Source organism: Paraclostridium sp. MRS3W1 (genome assembly GCF_032465715.1).
GTDB classification, from domain to species: Bacteria; Bacillota; Clostridia; order Peptostreptococcales; family Peptostreptococcaceae; genus Paraclostridium; species Paraclostridium dentum.
In genome coordinates, this window is record NZ_JAWDJM010000084.1 from 1 (window position 1) to 21,249 (window position 21,249).

24 protein-coding genes are annotated in these 21,249 nt (G+C 26.3%); 11 read left to right on the forward strand and 13 right to left on the reverse strand.

Annotated elements, in window-relative coordinates; translation table 11 throughout:
* Nucleotides 1-174 precede the first annotated feature (174 nt).
* On the forward strand, nt 175-429 hold the full coding sequence (locus RWY47_RS06105) for a Mor transcription activator family protein (protein ID WP_150846306.1): 255 nt from the start codon (nt 175-177) through the stop codon (nt 427-429).
* A gap of 1,162 nt (nt 430-1,591) precedes the next feature.
* On the opposite strand, the gene RWY47_RS06110 is transcribed toward RWY47_RS06105, so the two are convergent.
* Nucleotides 1,592-2,563, reverse strand: coding sequence for a DUF4179 domain-containing protein (locus tag RWY47_RS06110; RefSeq protein ID WP_150846307.1), 972 nt, complete (start codon nt 2,561-2,563; stop codon nt 1,592-1,594).
* A gap of 1 nt (nt 2,564) precedes the next feature.
* Nucleotides 2,565-3,125, reverse strand: coding sequence for a sigma-70 family RNA polymerase sigma factor (locus RWY47_RS06115; RefSeq protein WP_150846308.1), 561 nt, complete (start codon nt 3,123-3,125; stop codon nt 2,565-2,567).
* Between the two features lie 492 nt (nt 3,126-3,617).
* Between RWY47_RS06115 and RWY47_RS06120 the strand changes: the two genes are divergently transcribed.
* The 4 genes from RWY47_RS06120 (at nt 3,618) to RWY47_RS06135 (ending at nt 6,352) form a co-directional block, all read left to right on the forward strand.
* Nucleotides 3,618-4,472, forward strand: a complete 855-nt coding sequence (locus tag RWY47_RS06120; protein WP_150846309.1) for a GNAT family N-acetyltransferase — start codon at nt 3,618-3,620, stop codon at nt 4,470-4,472.
* A gap of 717 nt (nt 4,473-5,189) precedes the next feature.
* Nucleotides 5,190-5,432 (forward strand): hypothetical protein, encoded by a 243-nt coding sequence (locus RWY47_RS06125; protein ID WP_021431473.1) that lies wholly within the window; start codon nt 5,190-5,192, stop codon nt 5,430-5,432.
* A 77-nt stretch (nt 5,433-5,509) separates the two neighbouring features.
* Nucleotides 5,510-5,977, forward strand: coding sequence for a hypothetical protein (locus tag RWY47_RS06130; protein WP_224170972.1), 468 nt, complete (start codon nt 5,510-5,512; stop codon nt 5,975-5,977).
* Nucleotides 5,978-6,058: 81 nt separating this feature from the next.
* Nucleotides 6,059-6,352, forward strand: a complete 294-nt coding sequence (locus RWY47_RS06135; protein ID WP_021431475.1) for a YciI family protein — start codon at nt 6,059-6,061, stop codon at nt 6,350-6,352.
* Between the two features lie 84 nt (nt 6,353-6,436).
* Here the strand turns inward: RWY47_RS06135 and RWY47_RS06140 are convergent, their stop codons facing one another.
* From RWY47_RS06140 to RWY47_RS06155, 4 genes are all read right to left on the reverse strand, one after another.
* Complete coding sequence (locus RWY47_RS06140) at nt 6,437-7,300, reverse strand: AraC family transcriptional regulator (RefSeq protein ID WP_114543675.1); 864 nt, start codon at nt 7,298-7,300, stop codon at nt 6,437-6,439.
* Between the two features lie 333 nt (nt 7,301-7,633).
* Nucleotides 7,634-7,966, reverse strand: coding sequence for an SdpI family protein (locus tag RWY47_RS06145; protein WP_150887186.1), 333 nt, complete (start codon nt 7,964-7,966; stop codon nt 7,634-7,636).
* 407 nt (nt 7,967-8,373) lie between these two features.
* Entirely contained in the window at nt 8,374-9,288 is a 915-nt protein-coding gene (locus RWY47_RS06150; protein ID WP_224170971.1) for a CPBP family intramembrane glutamic endopeptidase, read from the reverse strand.
* Nucleotides 9,289-9,615: 327 nt separating this feature from the next.
* Nucleotides 9,616-10,170, reverse strand: coding sequence for a hypothetical protein (locus RWY47_RS06155; protein WP_224170970.1), 555 nt, complete (start codon nt 10,168-10,170; stop codon nt 9,616-9,618).
* A 208-nt stretch (nt 10,171-10,378) separates the two neighbouring features.
* Here RWY47_RS06155 and RWY47_RS06160 point away from each other — a divergent pair, with 208 nt between their 5' ends.
* A complete protein-coding gene (locus tag RWY47_RS06160) occupies nt 10,379-11,023 on the forward strand; it encodes an HAD family hydrolase (protein ID WP_224170969.1) in 645 nt (214 codons plus the stop codon).
* Between the two features lie 87 nt (nt 11,024-11,110).
* Nucleotides 11,111-11,347: a hypothetical protein gene (locus tag RWY47_RS06165; RefSeq protein ID WP_224170968.1), complete on the forward strand. Its 237-nt coding sequence runs from the start codon at nt 11,111-11,113 to the stop codon at nt 11,345-11,347.
* 70 nt (nt 11,348-11,417) lie between these two features.
* Here RWY47_RS06165 and RWY47_RS06170 read toward each other — a convergent pair whose 3' ends face one another.
* Nucleotides 11,418-11,876, reverse strand: a complete 459-nt coding sequence (locus RWY47_RS06170; protein ID WP_224170967.1) for a GNAT family N-acetyltransferase — start codon at nt 11,874-11,876, stop codon at nt 11,418-11,420.
* Nucleotides 11,877-12,047: 171 nt separating this feature from the next.
* On the opposite strand from RWY47_RS06170, the gene RWY47_RS06175 reads away from it, so the two are divergent.
* Complete coding sequence (locus tag RWY47_RS06175; protein WP_224170966.1) at nt 12,048-12,641, forward strand: hypothetical protein; 594 nt, start codon at nt 12,048-12,050, stop codon at nt 12,639-12,641.
* A gap of 218 nt (nt 12,642-12,859) precedes the next feature.
* Here RWY47_RS06175 and RWY47_RS06180 read toward each other — a convergent pair whose 3' ends face one another.
* Nucleotides 12,860-14,026 (reverse strand): MFS transporter, encoded by a 1,167-nt coding sequence (locus RWY47_RS06180; RefSeq protein ID WP_224170965.1) that lies wholly within the window; start codon nt 14,024-14,026, stop codon nt 12,860-12,862.
* 208 nt (nt 14,027-14,234) lie between these two features.
* On the opposite strand from RWY47_RS06180, the gene RWY47_RS06185 reads away from it, so the two are divergent.
* A complete protein-coding gene (locus RWY47_RS06185; protein WP_224170964.1) occupies nt 14,235-15,137 on the forward strand; it encodes a LysR family transcriptional regulator in 903 nt (300 codons plus the stop codon).
* Nucleotides 15,138-15,299: 162 nt separating this feature from the next.
* On the opposite strand, the gene RWY47_RS06190 is transcribed toward RWY47_RS06185, so the two are convergent.
* Entirely contained in the window at nt 15,300-15,500 is a 201-nt protein-coding gene (locus RWY47_RS06190) for a cold-shock protein (RefSeq protein ID WP_021430916.1), read from the reverse strand.
* A 527-nt stretch (nt 15,501-16,027) separates the two neighbouring features.
* Between RWY47_RS06190 and zupT the strand changes: the two genes are divergently transcribed.
* Both zupT and RWY47_RS06200 read left to right on the forward strand, forming a co-directional pair.
* Complete coding sequence (zupT, locus tag RWY47_RS06195; protein WP_224170962.1) at nt 16,028-16,849, forward strand: zinc transporter ZupT; 822 nt, start codon at nt 16,028-16,030, stop codon at nt 16,847-16,849.
* A gap of 325 nt (nt 16,850-17,174) precedes the next feature.
* Nucleotides 17,175-17,519, forward strand: coding sequence for a hypothetical protein (locus tag RWY47_RS06200; protein ID WP_316030275.1), 345 nt, complete (start codon nt 17,175-17,177; stop codon nt 17,517-17,519).
* 97 nt (nt 17,520-17,616) lie between these two features.
* Here RWY47_RS06200 and abc-f read toward each other — a convergent pair whose 3' ends face one another.
* The 4 genes from abc-f to RWY47_RS06220 form a co-directional block, all read right to left on the reverse strand.
* Nucleotides 17,617-19,182 (reverse strand): ribosomal protection-like ABC-F family protein, encoded by a 1,566-nt coding sequence (abc-f, locus tag RWY47_RS06205; RefSeq protein WP_224170960.1) that lies wholly within the window; start codon nt 19,180-19,182, stop codon nt 17,617-17,619.
* A gap of 617 nt (nt 19,183-19,799) precedes the next feature.
* Nucleotides 19,800-19,970, reverse strand: coding sequence for a hypothetical protein (locus RWY47_RS06210; protein WP_160165094.1), 171 nt, complete (start codon nt 19,968-19,970; stop codon nt 19,800-19,802).
* Between the two features lie 305 nt (nt 19,971-20,275).
* Nucleotides 20,276-20,527 carry a hypothetical protein gene (locus tag RWY47_RS06215; RefSeq protein ID WP_150842034.1) on the reverse strand — a complete coding sequence of 84 codons (252 nt, stop codon included), beginning with the start codon at nt 20,525-20,527 and terminating at the stop codon, nt 20,276-20,278.
* A 170-nt stretch (nt 20,528-20,697) separates the two neighbouring features.
* Nucleotides 20,698-21,009, reverse strand: coding sequence for a hypothetical protein (locus RWY47_RS06220; RefSeq protein WP_224170959.1), 312 nt, complete (start codon nt 21,007-21,009; stop codon nt 20,698-20,700).
* Nucleotides 21,010-21,249 lie beyond the last annotated feature (240 nt).

A 21,249-nucleotide genomic window follows, 5' to 3' on the forward strand; every position in this document is an offset into this window, starting at 1 on the left:
GTAAAAGGATATTACTCTTGTTTAATGACTATTATTTTTAGAGATTTTTTCATAAAATATTTTATTTAGTAGGAAATCTAAAATATTTGTAGAATATCCATATAAATAGGCTTTTGATCAAATGATCCAATCTAAAGCTTAAAGTGAAACGAATTTTTACAGGAGGCTATTTTTATGGATTTAAAAATAAGTGATTTACCTCCACAATTTGAAAGTATAGCTATGAAGGTTGGGATGGATATAACCAAGATGCTATTTAAAGAATTTGGAGGAACATCTGTGTACTTTCCTACTGAAAAAATGATATATAAAGATGCTCGTGATAGAGAGATTATAGAAAAGTTTAATGGATTTAATGTAAAAGAGTTGGCTAGTAATTACAATATGTCTGAGAGTTACGTTAGAGCTATTATTCGAAAAGATAAATAATCAACAGGTATACAATATTAGAATAATCCTAGATATATCCTAATAATTGAATTAGAGATATAGTTATTGAGACTATTGTATATATACACTAGTAGTAAACATAATAATTATAATCAAAACTTTAAGGCAATAAAAAAGATTAAATTTAGTCTTTTTTATTGCCTTTTTAGATAAGTAACATAAATTAACATTATTTTCAAAGTATTAGAATAAATTTGAGTTCCATAGACTAAAATGTAAATTTATGTTATTATTTGGAATAAAATGGTAAATAGGTCAATAAAAGCCTGGAGCATAATAAGTTTGGAGACTTACTCTTGACTTTTTTAATGGGTTAAGATGTATTGTAGAAGAAGTTAATTACCAAGAGTCTTTATTTGTAATCTCAATCACTATGTTTAAACCAGTAGGAAAAATATATAATATATGATAATTTAATGGTTTATTTTAAGATATGGATTGCAATAAAGTAGTACTAGGTAAAGGTAAAGCTTTATATTTAATATAGGGAATTATGTTATGAATAGGAAAAGGAATTCAGCTCTATGGGAGAATAAAAATTTTTCTATATAAGTTATTACTTGTTAATTGGATTTTTTAAGATATCATAGAATTTTCTTATAACTATTTAGTGCATTTATTGTTCTCACTTGATTATACTAAATTAGCGGGGAAATTCTTTGAAATATATGCAAATTAAACTTCGAATTTTAACACATTCCGAGTTTTGCAATTTATTAAGGTAATTTAAACAAAATAAGGGGGCTATGTTGTGACAACTTTTGCTTTATTTTTTATTTTTTTATTTTTTATTTTCTGTATGAAAAATGAAAACTTAATACTTCAATATGAACAACTAGATTCTGATTATTAATTCATGGGTAGTATCCGGAAAGTGCATGTTAAGGAATTTTTACTAATGTTTCCAATGGTTTGAGTGATTTCATATAAAATAATAAAAGTTCTATAAATTATATTTATTTGAATCAACTTGTTGAAAACGATATTCTGATTTTATTCAACATATGAAATGTGCATTTCCCAGACACTACCCCCTAGCCGTCAACCTAATGGATAATAGCTATAATAAAAATTAAAAAGAGAGGTAAAATCTCTAATTAGGGATCAACCTCTCTTTATTATCAAAGTAATTAAATATATATTATTTTAGATTGATATTAAAATCCGCGCCAAATTTCTTCCAAGAATCATTAGAAGAATCTGATATATATAAAGAAAGATTTAATTTACTAGCATCTTTTTTTATATCTCCAGATGAATTATCTAATTTAAATATACCTTTTCCATTGTTAGCATAATTTGAATAAAACTCAACTTTATTTCCTAAATTATCAACTCCAACAAGTTTCATCATACAATCTGTTCCACTCTTAGGCTCCTCAAATTCTATTTTGGTTCCTAAGCTATTACTAATGTATTTTTTTAGCTTAATTGTTTTTCCATCGTCTAATTTAAACTTTTTATTTAAATTTACACTTAATGTGTCTTTAACTAAAGTATCAGCATTAGTAGTGAAATTAAAATTCCAATCACCTTGTATTTTCTCCACTTTGATCTCATTTAGTATGTGTATACCTGAATACTCAACTCGTATATTAACTTCTTCACTTAACTCTTTATCTAGAAAATAAGTATTAACATTATTCTCTGTATAGTCATCAACATTCTCTGAACTTCCGTTTGAATCTGAATTAATACGTGTTCCATTTATATAGACTGATTCTAATATTTGTGGATATCCATGAAAAACTCCATTTTCAGATTTGACAGTAGAAGATATAGTCAGTTCATTTTTATCTAAAATAACTTCATTTAAAGTTATTGTATATCCATTGTTTGTTATTGGTTTATTTATTGTTGTCTTGTACTCACTCAAGTCTGTATCTAATCCAAAGTAACTGGCTATACTCCAAAAAGCTTGCTTCATTTGAGCTGAAACTTCACCATTTAAAAATAGGGTGCTACTTATAATGGCTAAAGATAATGAACACGTAATAATAATAGTCTTAGTTCTTTTTTTTCTTTTAATCTTAATTGCACTATTAAGACCCTCTTTAATAGCATGATCTACATTTGAAGAAACCTCTATGTTTTCAAAATAATTATTACTCATATTAACAGTCCTCCTTCAATATTGTTTTTATGCAGATTTTAGCTCTTCTAAGATGTGTTTTCACTGTATTTGGAGATAATTCCATTACTTCTGAGATATTATCTATTGTCATATCATCAAAATACTTTAGCATAATTACGGTTTTGTATTCTGGTTTTAATAAATCAATAGCATTTTGTAAATCGACCTTTTCTTCAACTGATAAAGTTACATCTTGATCAGGAATAGAATCATCGAGATCTATATAGTTGATTTTATTTTGCTTATGGTATTCGTTTAACGCTATATTCACAAGAATTTTTGAAATCCACAGTTTAAATGAAGAGTGTTTCTTTAATTTTTTTATATTTAACCAGGCCTTATATGAGCATTCTTGAATTAAATCAAGGGAATCACATTCATTTTTAGTATAGCTGTAGGCTATTTTATATAGGTATCCTTTATATTTTAATAATAATAGTTCAAAGCAATAAGAATCCCCTTTTATAGCTTTCTTTATTAATGCTTCTTCGGATAAGCATTCTTTTTTTACCGAATTTGAAAATACATTTATTTTACTCACACTGTTCCCCCTAATTTTTTATATACAATTATATAGACACTATTTATGTGTGAAAAGTTTCATTTTTATAGAAAATTATTAAATTGTAGTTAAATGATATCTAATAATAAATTATTTGTAATAACAATTCAAGAATATAAAAACATAATTTTAATCTTGAAAGTATTGAAGTCACTTAAAATAAGTGTTTACCATCTACTGTATTAAAAAATAGGTATATCGAAAAACGGCTCTTTATAAACATATTGTTGTGTCCAAGAAGGGGGGGATTATTTTAAGTAGTTTTTTTATAGAATGATATTTTATGGATTTAATGTAAAAGAGTTAGCTAGTAAGTACAATATGTCTGAAAGTTATATTAGATCTATTATCCGTAATAGTAGATAGTTATAATATATTGTATAAACACCAGTGCTATACTGTAAATAGATAGTAATCGTTATATTTAGCAAGATAATATATACATAATTTGTTATTTAGGAGGATTCGATAATGGTCAATTACGACACACTTGAAAATGTAAGTATTGAAAAACTACATACTACATTCAATGAGGCTTTTTCAGATTATGAAGTAAAAATAGATATGCCTATTTTAAAGCTTAAGCAAAGGCTTCAGCGAACAGGTTATGTTACACAAGCCTCAATGGGTGCATCTGATAACGATGTACTAGTTGGTTTCCTATTAAATTCAATTAGAGAATGGGATGGTAAGCTAACTGCTTATGATACTGGAACTGGTGTTGTAAAGGAATATAGAAATAAGGGTATAACAAGTGCTATGTTTTTAAATGTACTGAAAAACCTTAAAGAAATGGAAGTTAAACAATATTTGCTTGAAGTGATTCAATCTAACACATCTGCAGTTCATTTGTATAAAAAACAAGGATTTGAGGTATCAAGAGAGTTTGAATGTTTTAATTTAGAGAAAAAACTATTTACTTGTACACCTATACATCAAGTCAAACACATTGATGATATTACAGAAATCGATTGGGTTAGATTAATGAGTTTTTGGGATTTTAAACCATCATGGCAAAATTCAATTGACTCAATAAAAGCTCTATCAGATGCATTCATATGCTCTACTGTTAGTATTAATGATGAAATTGTTGGATATGGAATAATTGATAAAAATACAGGAGATATCCCACAAATAGCAGTTGATAAAAATTATAGAGGCAAAGGAATTGGAAGTAGTATATTGGCAGACTTAGTGAAAAATACAGAATCATCTACTCTTAATGTTGTTAATATAGATAGTCAATGTATTTCTGTGAAGGATTTCTTGTTAAACTTAGGTTTTAAACTGGTAGTAAAACAGTATGAAATGATTTTAGCATTATAATAATTAAAAATAGCTCATTAATCTAAAATATTAGATTAGTGAGCTATTTTTGTGGACATTTACTTAGCTACATAAAAAACTATTACTATAATTAACTTATTAGTTTAAATTTTATATAGCTAATTAGTAAGTGACTTATCTATATAAAAAGGGATTTGGGAATTTCATTAAATACATTTTATCAATTAATTATCTATATAAAGTTTATTGTTGATTTGCAACTTCTAATTCTGAGCTTACTAGCCCTGCTCCTACTGCTAATATAAATGGAACTATCATTAAACTTCCTAAAATTATTGTCATTTGTAATTCCTCCTTTTAGTTATCTTTCATTTGATAAGTTTATTATACAGCTATAACATTAAAAGAGCCTGACACAAAGCTTAAATAATTCTTACATTTTTGATAGGTACATTTATGCTATTTAGTCTCTTAATATCATTTAAATTTCAAATAATATCTAGTTGTTTTTTTCATGGTTAAATACTTATTCAATTGATTACGGACACATCGATTTTTTCAACTTCAAAAAAATATCTAAAGCAATTGCTATTGCTAAGTTTAACACTTCTAAATAATCACATTTCATAAAAAGTTATATTTGCTTATATAGGTTTCTTAGATACATATCCACATACTTACAAAATTGTACGATAACATCTATGCCTCAGATGATATTATGAGTACAAATAACAATAAACAAAGGAGAAATAAAGCATGTCACAAGGGGTAAAAGTAAAAAAATTAGAGGCTCTATGTCAATTTTCTATTTCAAAAGAGTTTAACCGGATTTTTAAAATGAATAATGCATTGTCATCTAAAAAAGAGCTAAATAAAGAAAAATGTTCATTTTGTGGGTCTGATAAAAAAGTAAATAAGCTTAAATCAATGCTAATATGTACAGATTGTATAAAAGAAGTAAAACAAGTAAAAAAGTTTATGTCCACTAGCGGAGCATAAAAAATGGATGAAGATGAAAAGATAGATAAATTAGTATATTAAATCTACATTTAAGTTTAAAATTAGGAGATAAATTCATGAAAATCAACAAAAAACTAGGAGTATTAATAGGTGGATTTTTAACACTATTCTGCGGATCTGCAATAATAAATGGTACTATTGAAAGCTTAAAAAATCCAAATAATTCAATAAAAAAAATCGAAGTAGTAGAGACTAAAAAAGAAAATAGAAAAATAACTCATAAAGATTTCTCAATCACTGATGGCAAAATTTATAAAGATATAGAAATATCTAAAGATCTAAGATCTTATAAAATCCCTGCCGGTAAATGGGAAATCATGAAATTAGATGATGGATATGTTAAAATGAATGATGGAAAAGAAAAAGTATTAAAAAATGCATTGTTAACATTTTCAAGTAATAAAAAGGGGAATACTGATATTCATTATGAAAAATCCTTTGAATATGAAGTAGATAATGATGAAACTGTATGGCTTTCAATACCTGGAGAAGGAACTCAATTGTATTTTACCGCATTAAACTAAAATGTATTTTTATTAATTCTTTTTAATTCTAGATTTAAAGATTTAACACATTAAACATATTTTATAAAAGGGGATGTACATATGGTAATAGTAAATATAACATATACAGTTAAATTGAATAAAATTGAACAAAAACTAGAGGAACACATAGAATTTTTAAATAAATATTACGCAAATAACAAATTTATATGTTCAGGAAGAAAGAACCCTAGAACAGGTGGGGTAATTTTATGTAACGCTGATAAAGAAGAGGTTAGTGAAATTATAAAAGAAGATCCATTTTATATTAATAATTTAGGTAACTATGAAATTATTGAATTTGAAGCATCAAAAATCAATAAAGAATTAATAACTAAGCAACTAGAAAATTTATAGCAAAATATATGAATTAATATATAAAAGAAAAGCCCTTAAAATACAAATAAATTGATTTTAAGGGCTTTTCTTTTATTCTAAGTATTATTTTATAGCAACCCATATCTCACTGTAAACATTTGATAAATTAGACATGTCTCCATTAAAAGATATTCCTGGTGCATCTACTAGTTCATAACCTGAAGACGGTAACCACTCAGAGGCTATTTTAGCATATGTGTCCTGCATTAAATTTGGGAATTGACCCTCACAGGAAAATATAGCCCATGTATGACTAGGAACTTCAACTACATCAAACTCTCCAAAGTCTAAATCTAACGTAGTTATTGACCCTATTAAATGATCTAGGTTTCCTTTTTCTTCATATACTCCATCATCAAGATTAAAAGACGCATTAACTACAGTTTTTACCTCTGTGTCTCTGTACGACTGTAATCTTTCCCTTTGCTCTTGTGTTATACTCTGAGCTATCTTCATTATTTCTGGATTTTGTCCTTCAAATACAATAGGAACTCTTTTTTTAACCCCTACTAATTTAAATGGATTTTTCTTTTCTATGCGATAATTCATATTACTTCCTCCTCTAATTGTTAATTGAAATGTCATACTAGGATAAATTTTAAAATCTTTATGATTCTTTAATTCTGATGGATTAACTCCAAACCACTCTTTAAATGCTCTTGTAAATCCATCGGCAGAATCATATCCATACTTAATTGCAACATCTATAATTTTCATTTTATTATTAATCAAATCAAGACTTGCTTCTGATAACTTTCTTTTTCTAATATAGCTACTAAGTGTCATTCCAGAAAGGTAAGAAAATATCTTCCTAAAATGAAACTCGGATACACCTGCAATTTGAGAAACTTTTTTGAAATCTACTTCATTTTCTAAATTTTGATCTATATACTTCATAGCTTTATTAAAATTATTAATCATATCCATATACAATCACCTCTTATTAACATTATTATAATTTTAATTATTATCAATTTATCGATATTATCTATACAAAAATTATCGATTATAAAATTAATTAACTATTTTTAATAAAACATTCAAAGATACCTAGTTAAAATTACATTAAAATCCATTTATTTAGATTCTAATATTATTAGCTATATATGGAGTACATAACTAATAATATTATTTAATTTGAAAAGATTTAATTCTTCTCTTAAAACGTAAAAAGAAGAACTGAATTTAAGGAAGTCAGTTCTTCTTTTTTAATTTGTTTAAATTCATAACTTAGTCTCTAAATCAAATTTTTAAAACTAGTTATTTTTTATTTTTATTAAACCTTCTTAAGTGAATTTCTGTTAAGATTATTGGACCGAAGATTATTCCAAATATCAAAATATAATAAACTGTATCTTGTAGTTTTATATTTAAAAATTTATTTCCTAAAATAGCAGCTACGGAAACTATAAAAGAAAAAGTACACGGTTTATAAATATATGAATTGGCTTCATCCCATGTCTCTTTGTCCTTCATTGCATATTTAGTTTTATATCCCACGAATAAATTAGGAAATTGCTTATAATCATCACGTAGACACTTACAAACAAGTCCTACTATATACATAGTTAATCCTATAAAAATAATAATCAAAAAATCCCCCCTATATTTTATATTAATTAAATTTTAATTATCCGCCTTTTAACTAAATCATAGCAGAATTTCAAGTAATCTAATGAAAATACGTTTAATCTCATTGATTTGTATTTTAATAGATTTTCCCTTATCTTGAATTTATATATTAAGGTTTTTATATGAACTCACTATAGATAGGTTTTATTGGATATACTTTAAGTATAGTATGTTTAAAAGGAGGTTTTAATTGTGGAATTAGTTTTAGAAATAGGAGTAATTATTTCAGACTTTATAATATCTATATTTTCAGGAGACGAGTGGAAAAAATTCGCTAAATGGATAAAACTTAGAGTTTAACTCTTTTATAAATTGAGAAATTAAAAAGGCACACTTTTTGGTGTGCCTTAACTATATTAAATAAAGTCTTATTCATATTGTTTAAAGAAATTTTTCTTATCTAAATAAATAATAACTATTATAGCTATGATTATTATAATAGTTTCACAAATGCCACCTTCAGGTCCAAACTTTCCACCAGAAATTGATGGGTTTCCAATTAAATTTAAATCAAATAAAGTACCTACAGATGCACTAGTCCCACTAACTTCAAACCCAAATATGTTTCCCATAAAGAAGTTCCAAGCACAATGAAGACCACAAGCTCCCCAAAGGTCATTAGTTTTTAAAACATAAAGTCCAAATAAGAATCCTGATAAAACTAAATTTATAACCGCTATGTAGCTAATATTAGGATTGAATACATGCATAAACCCAAAGTAAGTGGATGATACAATTAAACCAACCCATCTATTATACTTAGCGCTTAAAACATTCATAAGCCATCCTCGAGTTACAATTTCTTCAGCTGAACTCTGAACTATCCATCCAATTAATATTATAATTATGTACTTTATAGCAGATAATCCTACTGGTTGACTAGGACTTTGCTCTACACTTATCAGCCCAAAAGAATACAATAAAGCTACTTCTGAAGCAGTCAATATAGCACCTACCATAAATCCGGTTAAGTATTTCTTTATCCATCCTTCTTTACAAAATCCAATAGAAGAAAAAGGCCTCTCTTCAATTTTAACTACTCTTATATACACAAGTACTGATATACCAAAGAACCTAAGTAATTCAAATAATAAAGTTATCAGATTTTCGTTTTGAATACTGGTATTAGCAAAACTAAAAAATGATATAATTTCAAATGGAATTTGACCGAAAAAAGCACCAAAATCCATAATAAGAAATGTTAATACAATTGCCCAACCTATACTTGGTAATTTTTTTGCCCTACGGGCCTCATTCATTAAACTTTCATTTTTCATATCCATACTATATTCTCCTTTTGTTAAAACCATACATCCACTGTAATATCTATGTTAAAATTTTAAAATTTCGTCTAAGCCTCGAATAAAAATCGCTAGTATAGTTAGTGATATTTATATATTTAATAAATACAAAATTATTTTAACATATAAAATTAAACAAACTTTAAAAGTAGACTAACATAGCTTTTATTTAGCCTAAAATGGTAAAATTTAAAGAAATACTCTAAAAATCACTTCAAAAGTAGTCTTAAAAAAGCCATTAAAATTCAAAAATGAATTTTAATGGCTTTACCTTTACCTAAAATATACAATTTAGACTTAAAATAAAATTTAGTAACTAATTAAATTTAAAATTTCATTTTTAATATATTCAGGCATTTGTAAATTTAAATTACGGATTAATATATTTTTATAACTTACTCCGTTCTTCTCGAAATATTTACTTATTAAATGAGTTCTATTTTTAGGATCACCTAGAACATGATAAATTACAAACCACTCTTCAAGTGACATTAGATTAATTTTAACTTCATCCTTTAAAACTGTTGAAACTATTGATTCTTCATCAAATATAACTTCATATAAACTATCTTCACATTTTATTCTAAACCCAACCATAAACTCAACTTCTGTACCATCTACATCATATCTAAAAAAATCATCAGACTTAAATTTATCACTGTTATTTACAACCTCAAGCGGCTTACCTATTTCATTCATTGCTAATTTCACATTTTCTGTATCTTTAGAATTAACCAATATATCTATATCTTTAGGCTCCTCTACTAGTCCATAATGATTCAATAGCGTAGATCCACCAATTGCCCACATACAATTAAAATCATTTAAAGATTTTGCAACCTTCTTTAAAACTAAATTATTCATAAGTTCCTCCAGTAAATTTCTAGATTTCATATACTCTTAATTATATCAAATCTATTCTCTGCCATTAATCTAATAAATTTTTGATTACCATTTTAAATCTACATTTTTCATGTTCTAAATTATATTTCTATATCAATATATAAGGTTATGGTATAGTTATCTTAATAAAGTAGTTTAAAAAATAACAATTTACAGGGGGACAATCAATATGAATTTAAAACATTATATATTTGATTTAGATGGAACATTAATTGATACAGAAAATGCTATATTAAAAACATGGCAAGATACATTAAAAGAATATGGATATGAGTACACATTAGAGGAAATAAGAGTGGTATTAGGGGTTACAACAGATATAGGTCTTAAAAAATTGAATGCTAACGTTGATGAAAATTATATATGTAAATGGCAAGTAAATTACGAAAAGTATTGTTCTGATGCAGACTTTTTTGATGGTGCAAAGGAAATGCTTGAATTTTTAAAAGAAAATAATTGTTCTTTAGGAGCTGTATCATCAAGAAGTAAAAATGAGTATGATAAGTACTTTAGAAAGTTTAATTTAGAAGAATTTTTTACAACTATTGTTTTAGAAGATGATACAGAAAATCATAAGCCATACCCAGATCCACTGTTTAAATATATAGAATTAACAGGAGCAGATAAAGATTCATGTATTTATATTGGTGATATGACAACTGATATTCAATGTGCAAATAATGCAGGTGTTATATCAGGGTTGGTAGCTTGGAATAACTCAGGAGTTTCTTGTTCAGATGCAAAAATGAGCTTTAGTGATCCAAAAGAAGTTTGTGATTTAGTAAATGCTGCAGTTTGTAGTTCTTCATACTAAAAATAAATAAGGAGCAGTATCCTTACCACATAAACATCTTGAGACTAATTAAAAATAGGTCAATGGTTTAAAGTAGGAGAATGAATTATGTATAAATGGAAAAATGCGCTGAAATCTGGAAGAGAAATTGAATTTGAATATAATAATAGAATTTATTTTATAGGTAATTACGATGAAGGTAGATGCATATCTAACGATGAAAACAAAGAAGTAACAAAATATTATACTGATATAGATTTATTTTTAGATGAGGCCTCTATAGGTAAATGTTTATTAAGTGAATTAATAGAAAGTGATAGTGCAAAAATAATAACTATTTTTTAAAAACTTATCTAAATATATTTAATAAAACAGCCCTTATAATCTATTTATTTAGATTCTAAGGGCTTTAGTTTTATTTATTAAGTGTTGCTTCATATATACGTGATTCCTCACCCCATGGATGATACCCAATACCTATGTAGTTGAAGTCGTAACGTTCATAATATCCGATATGATCAGTACATAAATATAATTTATCAAAACCACCCTCTTTTGAATCCTTCTTTGCCTCCTCAAGTAGTAGCTTACCGTAAGAGTTCCCACGGTATTTTTCTTCAATATATAATGCACAAACCCAAGGATATAAGTCCATCCTACTGATAAAATCATTGGTAATTAAACCTGCACACCCAACAATTTCATCGTCGTTATAAAGAAGATACCACTGCGGAAGTGGACCCTTTGCTGTTATACAGTTATTTATACAGTCTTCATATACTTTTAGACTATCTTCACTTGCCCACTTTTCTTGAAAGTATTTTATTGCAGCAGAAGCATATTCTGGCTGCTTTTTAACAGATATAATATTCATTTTTTCCCCCTATCAATCTCTATTTGAACATCAATTGAATGATATACTTATTAATTCAATTATATATTACGTAATTGAAATTAACGACTCATTAAAACATATTGAAGTATATCGATTAAATTGCTTGATTTTATAATGTATTTTTATCTAGAATAAATATGGAGGGGTGTTATGAAAAAATATTTATCCGTATTTTGTTTAATAGTATTTTTAATAATTTTAACAGGATGTAGTAGCAAGCCAGATGAAAAAGAGGTAAAGGTAGTAGAAAATGTATTTAAGATAGTCAAAGATAATTCCTCTGAAACTAGTCCATTTGGAATCAGTGGAGAAGGGATAGATTACATAATTAAAAGCTTAAAAAGTGGAAATTATGAAGTAAGTTTTTATTCTAAAGAGTATGAAAATGGAAAGTTTGTGACAGAGCATAAAATACATAACTCAATATTAGATACAAATAATAAGGAGTTATCAATAGGCATCTATCAAGAAAGTAAAATTGTAAGATTTTTTATTGATCCTAGTTCCATTGCATCGGTTTCTAAAGATGTAACACTTGACTTCTTTAATGATTCAACAAAAGATATAGTACTTTCGTCATTAGAAAAAGAAAAGGAGTTTCCTTTAGGTGAGGAGGTTCCTATAGCTGTATTTAGTTCTCGTAATGATGAATCTATATCAAGTGTAGATATTAGTGAAGGTTTTAATCCTAGTCTAAATCAGAAAGATTTAGTAGTATTTATGAAATGCGAGTTGAAAAATTAGACTTTAAATAACAATCTAAAAAGAAGTAATAAAAAGCCCTTAAATCCTATAAACTTGATTCTAAGGGCTTTAGTTTTATTTATTAAGTATTGCCTTATATATACGAGATTCCTCACCCCATTGATGGGACCCAATACCTAGGTAATTGAAGTCGTAACGTTTATAATATCCTATATGATCAGTACATAAATATACTTTTAATACTCAATAAAAGATTTCTAAATCTTTTTATTTCTACCTGATAAGATACCCTCAAATAATAGTATCCCATGCATAAATAACATAAATATAAGCGAACCATTCCATAAATTAGTTATATCATGAATATATCCAAAAAGTATTGGACCAGTTGATGCAATAAAGTATCCTATAGTTTGCGATATTCCAGATAATGAAGATGTCTCTTTAGCACTATTTGTTCTTACCGTAAAGAATAAATATGAAAAACTTAAACTAGCACCTTGCCCTATTCCTATTAAAACTAATCCTACTGTAAGTATAATTGGATTAGCCGCAAATAAAGATAAGCCTCCAATAAATCCAATTATTGTTGTTACTGCAACAAACATACTTTGGCTTTTCTTTTTACCTGCAATAATCGGGATTATATACATAGTTGGCATACTGCATAATTGAATAATCATAAGTGCTATAGCCGAGAAGTTAGAAGACATCCCTCTATCAATTAATATAGAAGGAACCCATGCAAATAATGCATATGCTATCCATGACTGTACCCCCATAAACAATGCTATTGACCAAACCAACTTTGATTTTAATAGGTATGAAAGTTTAATTTCAGGTTCTAGTTGTTCTTCTCTTTCTATTCCTTCTACAGTTTTACTGTAAGTTAACCAAAGAACTAGAGCTATAATTACTGTTATAACAAAAATCTCAAGTGCAAATTGCCAACCTACAATAGATGCAAGGAAAATGCTCAATCCAGATGCAATAGATCCAAATAACCCCATTGTTGTTGTAAAAGTACCAGTTAATCTTCCAACATCTTTTTTAGGTGCCCCTTCAACAATTATACTAGGTAACAACACATTAGAAATTCCTATTCCTAAAGAAACTAAAATACTACCTATTAATAAACTACTTACTGAACCTAAAGATCTTATTAATAAACCAATTAAAAGCAAACTTAAACTTGTTGTAATTGTAATTCTTTTGCCAAATTTATTATCTAATTTAGGTGCAATTATTGATATTATACCAAATACAAATAATGGAATTGATGTTAATATCCCAAATAGTGAATTACCGGATGTAAAACTTTCCTTCATAGATGGAATTAGTGGTCCCACCATAGTTAAAGGCCCTCTTAAATTAGCCGCTATAAAAATTATAGTTAATGTTAATAATACTTTCTTGTTATTCATTTTGTTAACTCCTCGATTATATATTTACAAATTTAAAAATTATTTGCTGTATCCAATTATAAATAAGGCAAGAAAAAAAAGATAATACAATTAAATGCTAAACACCATAAGTAAATATTATGATGTTTAGCATTTATATTTTTTAACAGAAAGGCGATAATGTACTATATAATGCTTATACTATAAATGAATTAGGTGGAGATATAAAATGGATTTAAGAAAATTAGAATACTTTATTGCATGCGTAGATTATAAAAGTTTTACACAGGCTGCTATTCACTGCAATATATCACAAACTGGTATTAGCCAACAGATAAGAACTTTAGAGAATGAACTTGGTATTATATTATTTGATAGAAGTGGTTATCGCGCAGCACTTACATTAGAGGGTAAAAAATTTTATAGGCGATGTAAACATATATTAGATGATTACAATAGAGCTATTGAAGAAATGCATAAAATAAATAAAAAATATATGTATAATATAAAGCTTGGATTGTCTGAAGATATGGAAAATAGCTATATTTATAATTTCTTACAAACTTACATTAAAGAAAATCCAGATGTAAATATAGAAATAAAGGAAGATAAACCAAATACTCTAATAAAAAATCATAGTAATGGATTTCATGTGATATTAGGAAATTTAGTTGAATTAAATAAGTTAGATGCGTTTAATGTAGTTAAAACGATTGACTGTAGTATGGTTGTAATTACTAGTAAAGATCATTATTTAAGTAATATACATGATGTAGATGGAATAGATTTAGCGTCTGAAGAAATAGTCATTTTCTCAAAGGAATACAGTATGTCATATCATGAAGAGATAATAAAAAACTTTGAACTCGATGGGTTTAAACCAAATATAGTACATATAGCAGATTCTTTTTCAGAACTTGTACTTATGGTGTTTCTAAACAAGGGTATAGCTGTATTACCTAAAGAATCTTTATCTAAAAGCAATTTAGAAAACATAAGTCTTCTCAACATTAAAAACACAAATCATAAATATGAATATGCTGTCGCTGTAAACAAAAAGTATATGAATGATGATATAAATGATTTTGTTGATAAAATGATAAGTGAATTTTATAAATATTATATAAAATAGTAAGTAATTTTTAAAATATATAGTAAAAAAGTCCTAAAAATCCATTTGTTTGAATTTTTAGGACTTTATCTTATTTTCTCACTTTTAGCTTTAAACCTACTATTCATACATTTTGCATAAAAAAAAGACACACGATGTGTCTTTTTCCCGAACATATATATATTATAATATAGTTACATTCTCTGCTTGAGGACCTCTAGCACCTTCAACTACATTAAAGTTTACTCTTTGACCTTCTTCTAATGATTTGAATCCATCAGTTTGTATAGCTGAGAAATGTACGAATACGTCTTCTCCACCTTCTACTGATATAAAACCAAATCCTTTTTCATTGTTAAACCATTTTACTGTTCCATTCATCATTTGATAATACTCCTATGAACCTATTTCTAGGTCTCTTAATTTTATTTGTGTATTTCTACAAATATTATTATATCACAGATTTATAATAATAGATAGCATTTTATTAATAAGTCTGTTTATCTTACTTTTGATCCTTATTTAATTTATCTTTTAATTTGGATTCAAGTTCTATAATTTCATTAAAAGTATTCTTTATCTCATTGATTAGTGGATTATTTCGATTATCATATACCTTTTTTAAAATTACCTCTTTCTCCGCCATCTTGAACATATCATTACCATACATTTTTTTATACATAGATATTTTACCATCAATGATCTCAGACTGTTCACTTAACTCTTTAGCTAATTTACCTAAAACATAAAAATAATAAGTAGTTTCTTAAATGATAAAACAGATTGTTAATCAAATAGAGTTTTATTTTGCATACTGAAATTTTTAATATACTTTATGGTATTATCATGCTATAATTTTATAAATGATAATAATTATCATTTATAAATATTTTTCAATTCAAGGAGGGCTTATGGATAACGTTGGATTTGCTTTTTTACTTACATTAATTGCAGGATTATCAACTGGAATCGGAAGTTTCATTGCCTTTTTCTCTAAGAATACTAATAAAAAATTCTTGTCTTGTAGCCTAGGGTTTTCAGCAGGGGTTATGATATATGTTTCAATGATTGAAATATTTGTTAAGGCTAAAGATTCTTTATCATTATCATTTGGAGATAAAATGGGAACTGGCGCTACCATACTAGGTTTCTTTGGAGGGATTTTAGTTATAGCCTTAATAGATAAATTTATACCAAAGGATACTAATCCTCATGAAGTAAGGGATGTTGAAGAATTAGATCAAATCTCTTCAAATAGTTTAAATACACCAAAAGCTAAAATGAAATTAATGAGAACTGGAATTTTTACAGCATTAGCAATAGCTATTCATAATTTCCCTGAAGGTCTAGCAACTTTTATCGCTGCACTTCAAGATTCAACTATCGCTATACCCATAGTTGTTGCAATAGCTATCCATAATATTCCCGAAGGAATTTCTGTATCTGTTCCAATTTATTATGCAACCGGTAGTAGAAAAAAAGCCTTTTTATATTCATTTATTTCTGGATTAGCAGAACCTGTAGGAGCATTAGTTGGTTATATTGTCTTAATGCCAATTATGAATAACACCATATTCGGTATATTATTTGCATCTGTTGCAGGGATAATGGTATTTATTTCTATTGATGAGTTGTTACCTTTAGCTAAAGAATATGATGACGGACATTATTCTATCTATGGTTTAGTTTTTGGGATGCTAGTTATGGCGATAAGTTTATTTTTATTTATGTAAAATTCAATACAATGTAAAATAAAAGAAAACAAAGTAAAAGTGTATCATTTGAAAAAACCGATATGGGTAAATTCACTGTATCTATAATGTATAGACAGTAACTAATTTTTGAAATGGTAAAACGAATTGTTAATGAATTTGTTTTACCATTTTTTAATTCCAATTTAAATAGATTTTCATTGTAGTTTATATTGTTATATTGGGATTTAAAACTTGTAATTTAATATCACCTCTTGTATATCAATAGCCAAATGTTAACTTGAAGTCTCTATGATTTTTATAAAAAAATATGTAATATATATAGTTAACAGGGGTGATGTATAATATGAAAAATATATTTAATACTTTTAAATGTCTCTTGATTATATTTGTACTAATATTGTTAGTTTATGATAAAGTAAAAGTAAATTTTATAAAAAAATCCAGTTATATTATTGAGAAATCTGTTACTTATACCGTATATGATAAACACAGGCTAAAATCTGGAATGTATTTAGACTTACACTATAATAATTATTCGCTAGACATTAAAATTGAAAATTTAAATCAATATAAAAATTCAAAAAATGGTGATGAGATTACATTACATTCTAATCTGTACTATGATAAGAAATCCGATAAGCTTAAGTTAATTGAAGTAAAAGGTTTCAAAACTGAATTTTATAATTAGATTTGCTTGCAATATGTGCGTTAATCTAAAAATGGTGTAACAAATTATAAAACAATTTAAAATTGAATTTGTTACACCATTTGTTTAATTTTATTTATTATTCAAGTTCAAGTACTTTAGTTGAAATTCTTTCCCCAAAGAACTCATCATGTTCTACAAATAACATAGTAGGCTGAACTGATAAAATCAAATCCTCAATTTGCATACGACTTATAACATCAATAAAGTTTAAAGGTTCATCCCAAATGTAAAAACTAGCACGATCACAAAGACTCTTAGCAATCAAAAGCTTTTTCTTTTGGCCTTCGCTCCAAGTACTTACATCTTTTTCAAACTGAATACTTTCAAACCCCATTTTATAAAGATTTGATTTTAAATGATTTAAATCTACACTATACTTTCTTGCTAGTTCATCAACATTTCCTTCAAGATAAGATGTATCTTGAGAAACATATGAAATGTTTTTACACTTATAAATATCGCCATCATAAGAAATATCTTCACCAAGAATTAGTTTTATAAGACTTGATTTGCCAGATCCATTACTACCTTTTAACCAAACTCTATCGCCTGGCTTTATTTTTAGATTAACATTTTTAAACAATACTTTATCACCATATCTAATACTTAAATTGTTTAGTGTCAATATTTTCTCTTCCATATCTTCACTAGTTTTTAATATGAGATCATCATAATTCTCTAAGTTTTTAAGTAACTTAGATTTTTCTTTAATAGCATTATTTTGCCTTTTCTCAATAGATTTAGCCCTTTTCATCATCTTAGCAGCCTTATGCCCAATAAATCCTCTGTCAGTGGGTCCATTTCCAATCTTTGATGCTTCTGTTTTATCTGACCAACTAGCTTTTTGCTTTGCTGCCTCTTGAAGTCTTTTAATATCTTTTTTAAGTTTTTCATTTTCAAGCTTTTCAAACTCATCTTGTCTATCCTTGTTAAGTTGCCAAGTTGAGAAGTTACCTCTTTGAACTTCTATATTTGCCTTGTTTATAGACAGCACGTGATCAACTATCTTATCTAAAAAGGATCTATCGTGAGAAATTAATATAAACCCAGATTTTGATGCTAGATAATTTGATATAACCTCTCTACCTTCTATGTCTAGATGATTTGTTGGTTCATCAATTAGTAAAAAGTGATTTTTCCTTAAAAACAAGCCAACAAGAAGTAACTTTGTTTGTTCCCCAAAGCTTAAAGTAGAGAAGTTTCTTTGAAGTATTTCAACTTCTAATTTCATCTTTCTTATTTCTTTTTCTATTAATTCATTTATTATATATCCATCATTTTCAATGTATTTTTCTAAAATATCTCCATATTGATCTAACTTTTCTTCGTCATTTACATACTCATTCATTAATTCCTCCCAAGTTGTAAATGGAGCTATTGTGTTTCTAATTACTTCAAGAGAAGTTCTATCTTTATTTTCTATATGAAATGGAAAGTACTCAAAGTCTACGGGAGAAGATATAGTCCCTGAGTATTTAAATTTCTTCATAAATAGATTTAAAAGCGTGGTTTTACCCCTTCCATTCCTTCCTATAAGTCCTATTTTCCAATTTGTATCTATAGAAAAAGATGCATTCTTGAAAATATCATCTACGTGTGTATCGTAACTAAAAGTCAAATTGACTACGTTTATTTGTGCCATATATATTCCTCCTTGCGAAAGTTTTTTGCATAAAAAAACTTCCTTAAATTTAAAGTAAATTACACTTAAATTAAGAAAGATTGATTTTAAATATGAAACACAAATCATTTTATTGAAACTATATAAATATAAGTTATATAGCTGAAAGTTAAAAAATAAGAACTATAATATAAATTTTATGTAAGCAAATCAAGCTTAAACACATTGTATATATCAAGATATAAATTTTTATTTTAATACTCTCATAAAACAATTTCATAAAGAAGTTTGATTTAAGGTTTCAATGAATTAATCTTATTCTTAATTTAAGACAGTTTATAAGCTCAAAAATAAAAGTATCTAACAAATACTTTTTAAGATTTATAAACTTTTTAAATAATTGAATAAAATTATCTGTTCATTATACCTAATCACCTCTTATATGTTTATTTATTAATATAATATGCCTATTTAAGTATGTTGTCCATAGGTTTTTTATTTTATGCACTAAAAAAGCCCTATACATCCACTTATTTAGATTATATGGGCTTTAAATTATAACTATTACTTAAATTTATATTGAGGTCTCTTTAGATTTAGTTTTTTTCTATAAGTTGAAATTTTAAAACTATTATAGATTAATTACATTTGTTTTTTGAAGCAAATATAATTCTAATAAAAATAAATAGTGATATCAAACATAATGCAATTCTTGAATTATTTTCAGAAGAAATGATTAAATATAAATCTACTAATATAAATCCTATTATGCCTAATTTTGACTTAAGATTTTGTGGAATTTTTTTCATAAAGAAGCCTCCTGTGAAATTTAAATGTACTAACTCATATTAACATTTTAAATTTTAAAAAAGTATAAATTGGATTAATATGTGTTTATTCTGGATTAAAATATATAGCAAAACCCCCTTAAAATACTATTCTCTAGATTTTAAGGGGGCATTTGTATTTGTTATACAGTTTTTAAGTCAAATTGTTTAACAAATTTAATAATAATTATAATAACAATTTGTAAAACAATTAGTTTTTATATTTGTAATTATATTTGTTTAATTATCTATATCTTTTTATTGCAATTACTATATTTATATACTAACTACGATCTTACTTTCTTTCTACAACTTAAGTAAATTCCTAAAAGTAAAATTGTTGGAATGCTAGTAGAAATAAAAGCTGTTACTCCTATCTTAAATGTTGTTGCCTGAAGTAAACATACAAGTGAATTTAGAAAAGCTACCCCAGGTAAAATAAGCCCTGGTACTTTGCTTTTTTTCTTAGATAGAAATTCTTGTAAATAATATATACACCCTATAATAAATAAAACCATTAGCAAAGAAACTATTACCATTTTATCCCCCTATTGTTCTAACCTATTTTTACATTTAAATTAATTTTCGTATCGATATCTATACAACTAAACCAATTATAATTCTCATCTCTATTATCTAATTTCATGATAAAGGCCAAGTGCTAATTCTCAATATGTTAATATTGTGTATTAGATAAATATAAATTATATTAACTGTTTCTAGAAGATACTTTCTTCTTAACTAAAAAACTTATTATACCTAAAATATTATATGATATTAATAATTCAATACAACTTCCCATATTAAACCATAAATTTATAGGAATAATAAATGCTATTGAAGATAAAAGAAATCCTATAATAAATTCATTTTTAAGATTAGAATATATTATTCCTTGTATAATAAATATAATTGGAAAAAGTAAAAACAATCCAACTAATATATTTTTGTCAGCCCTACCCCATAAAGTTATTGCAAGTATTAAAATACTTGGCAATACTATAGACAATATTTTTTTCATGATATCCCCCTTTCAAATTTAATATATTACGTTACATCCTATAACAATCTTAGACTTTGACTATATTGTATATAATATTAAATTTTCTCTTTTACTTCTATTTAAATATTTTTAAATAACTACATACCCACAACTGAGAATATCATAAGTCCGTTTTATTTTTAGTCATAATATAAAAACCTCTGTGATATATATGTAATATAAAGATATAAATATATCACGTTGATGTAGCTCACTTAC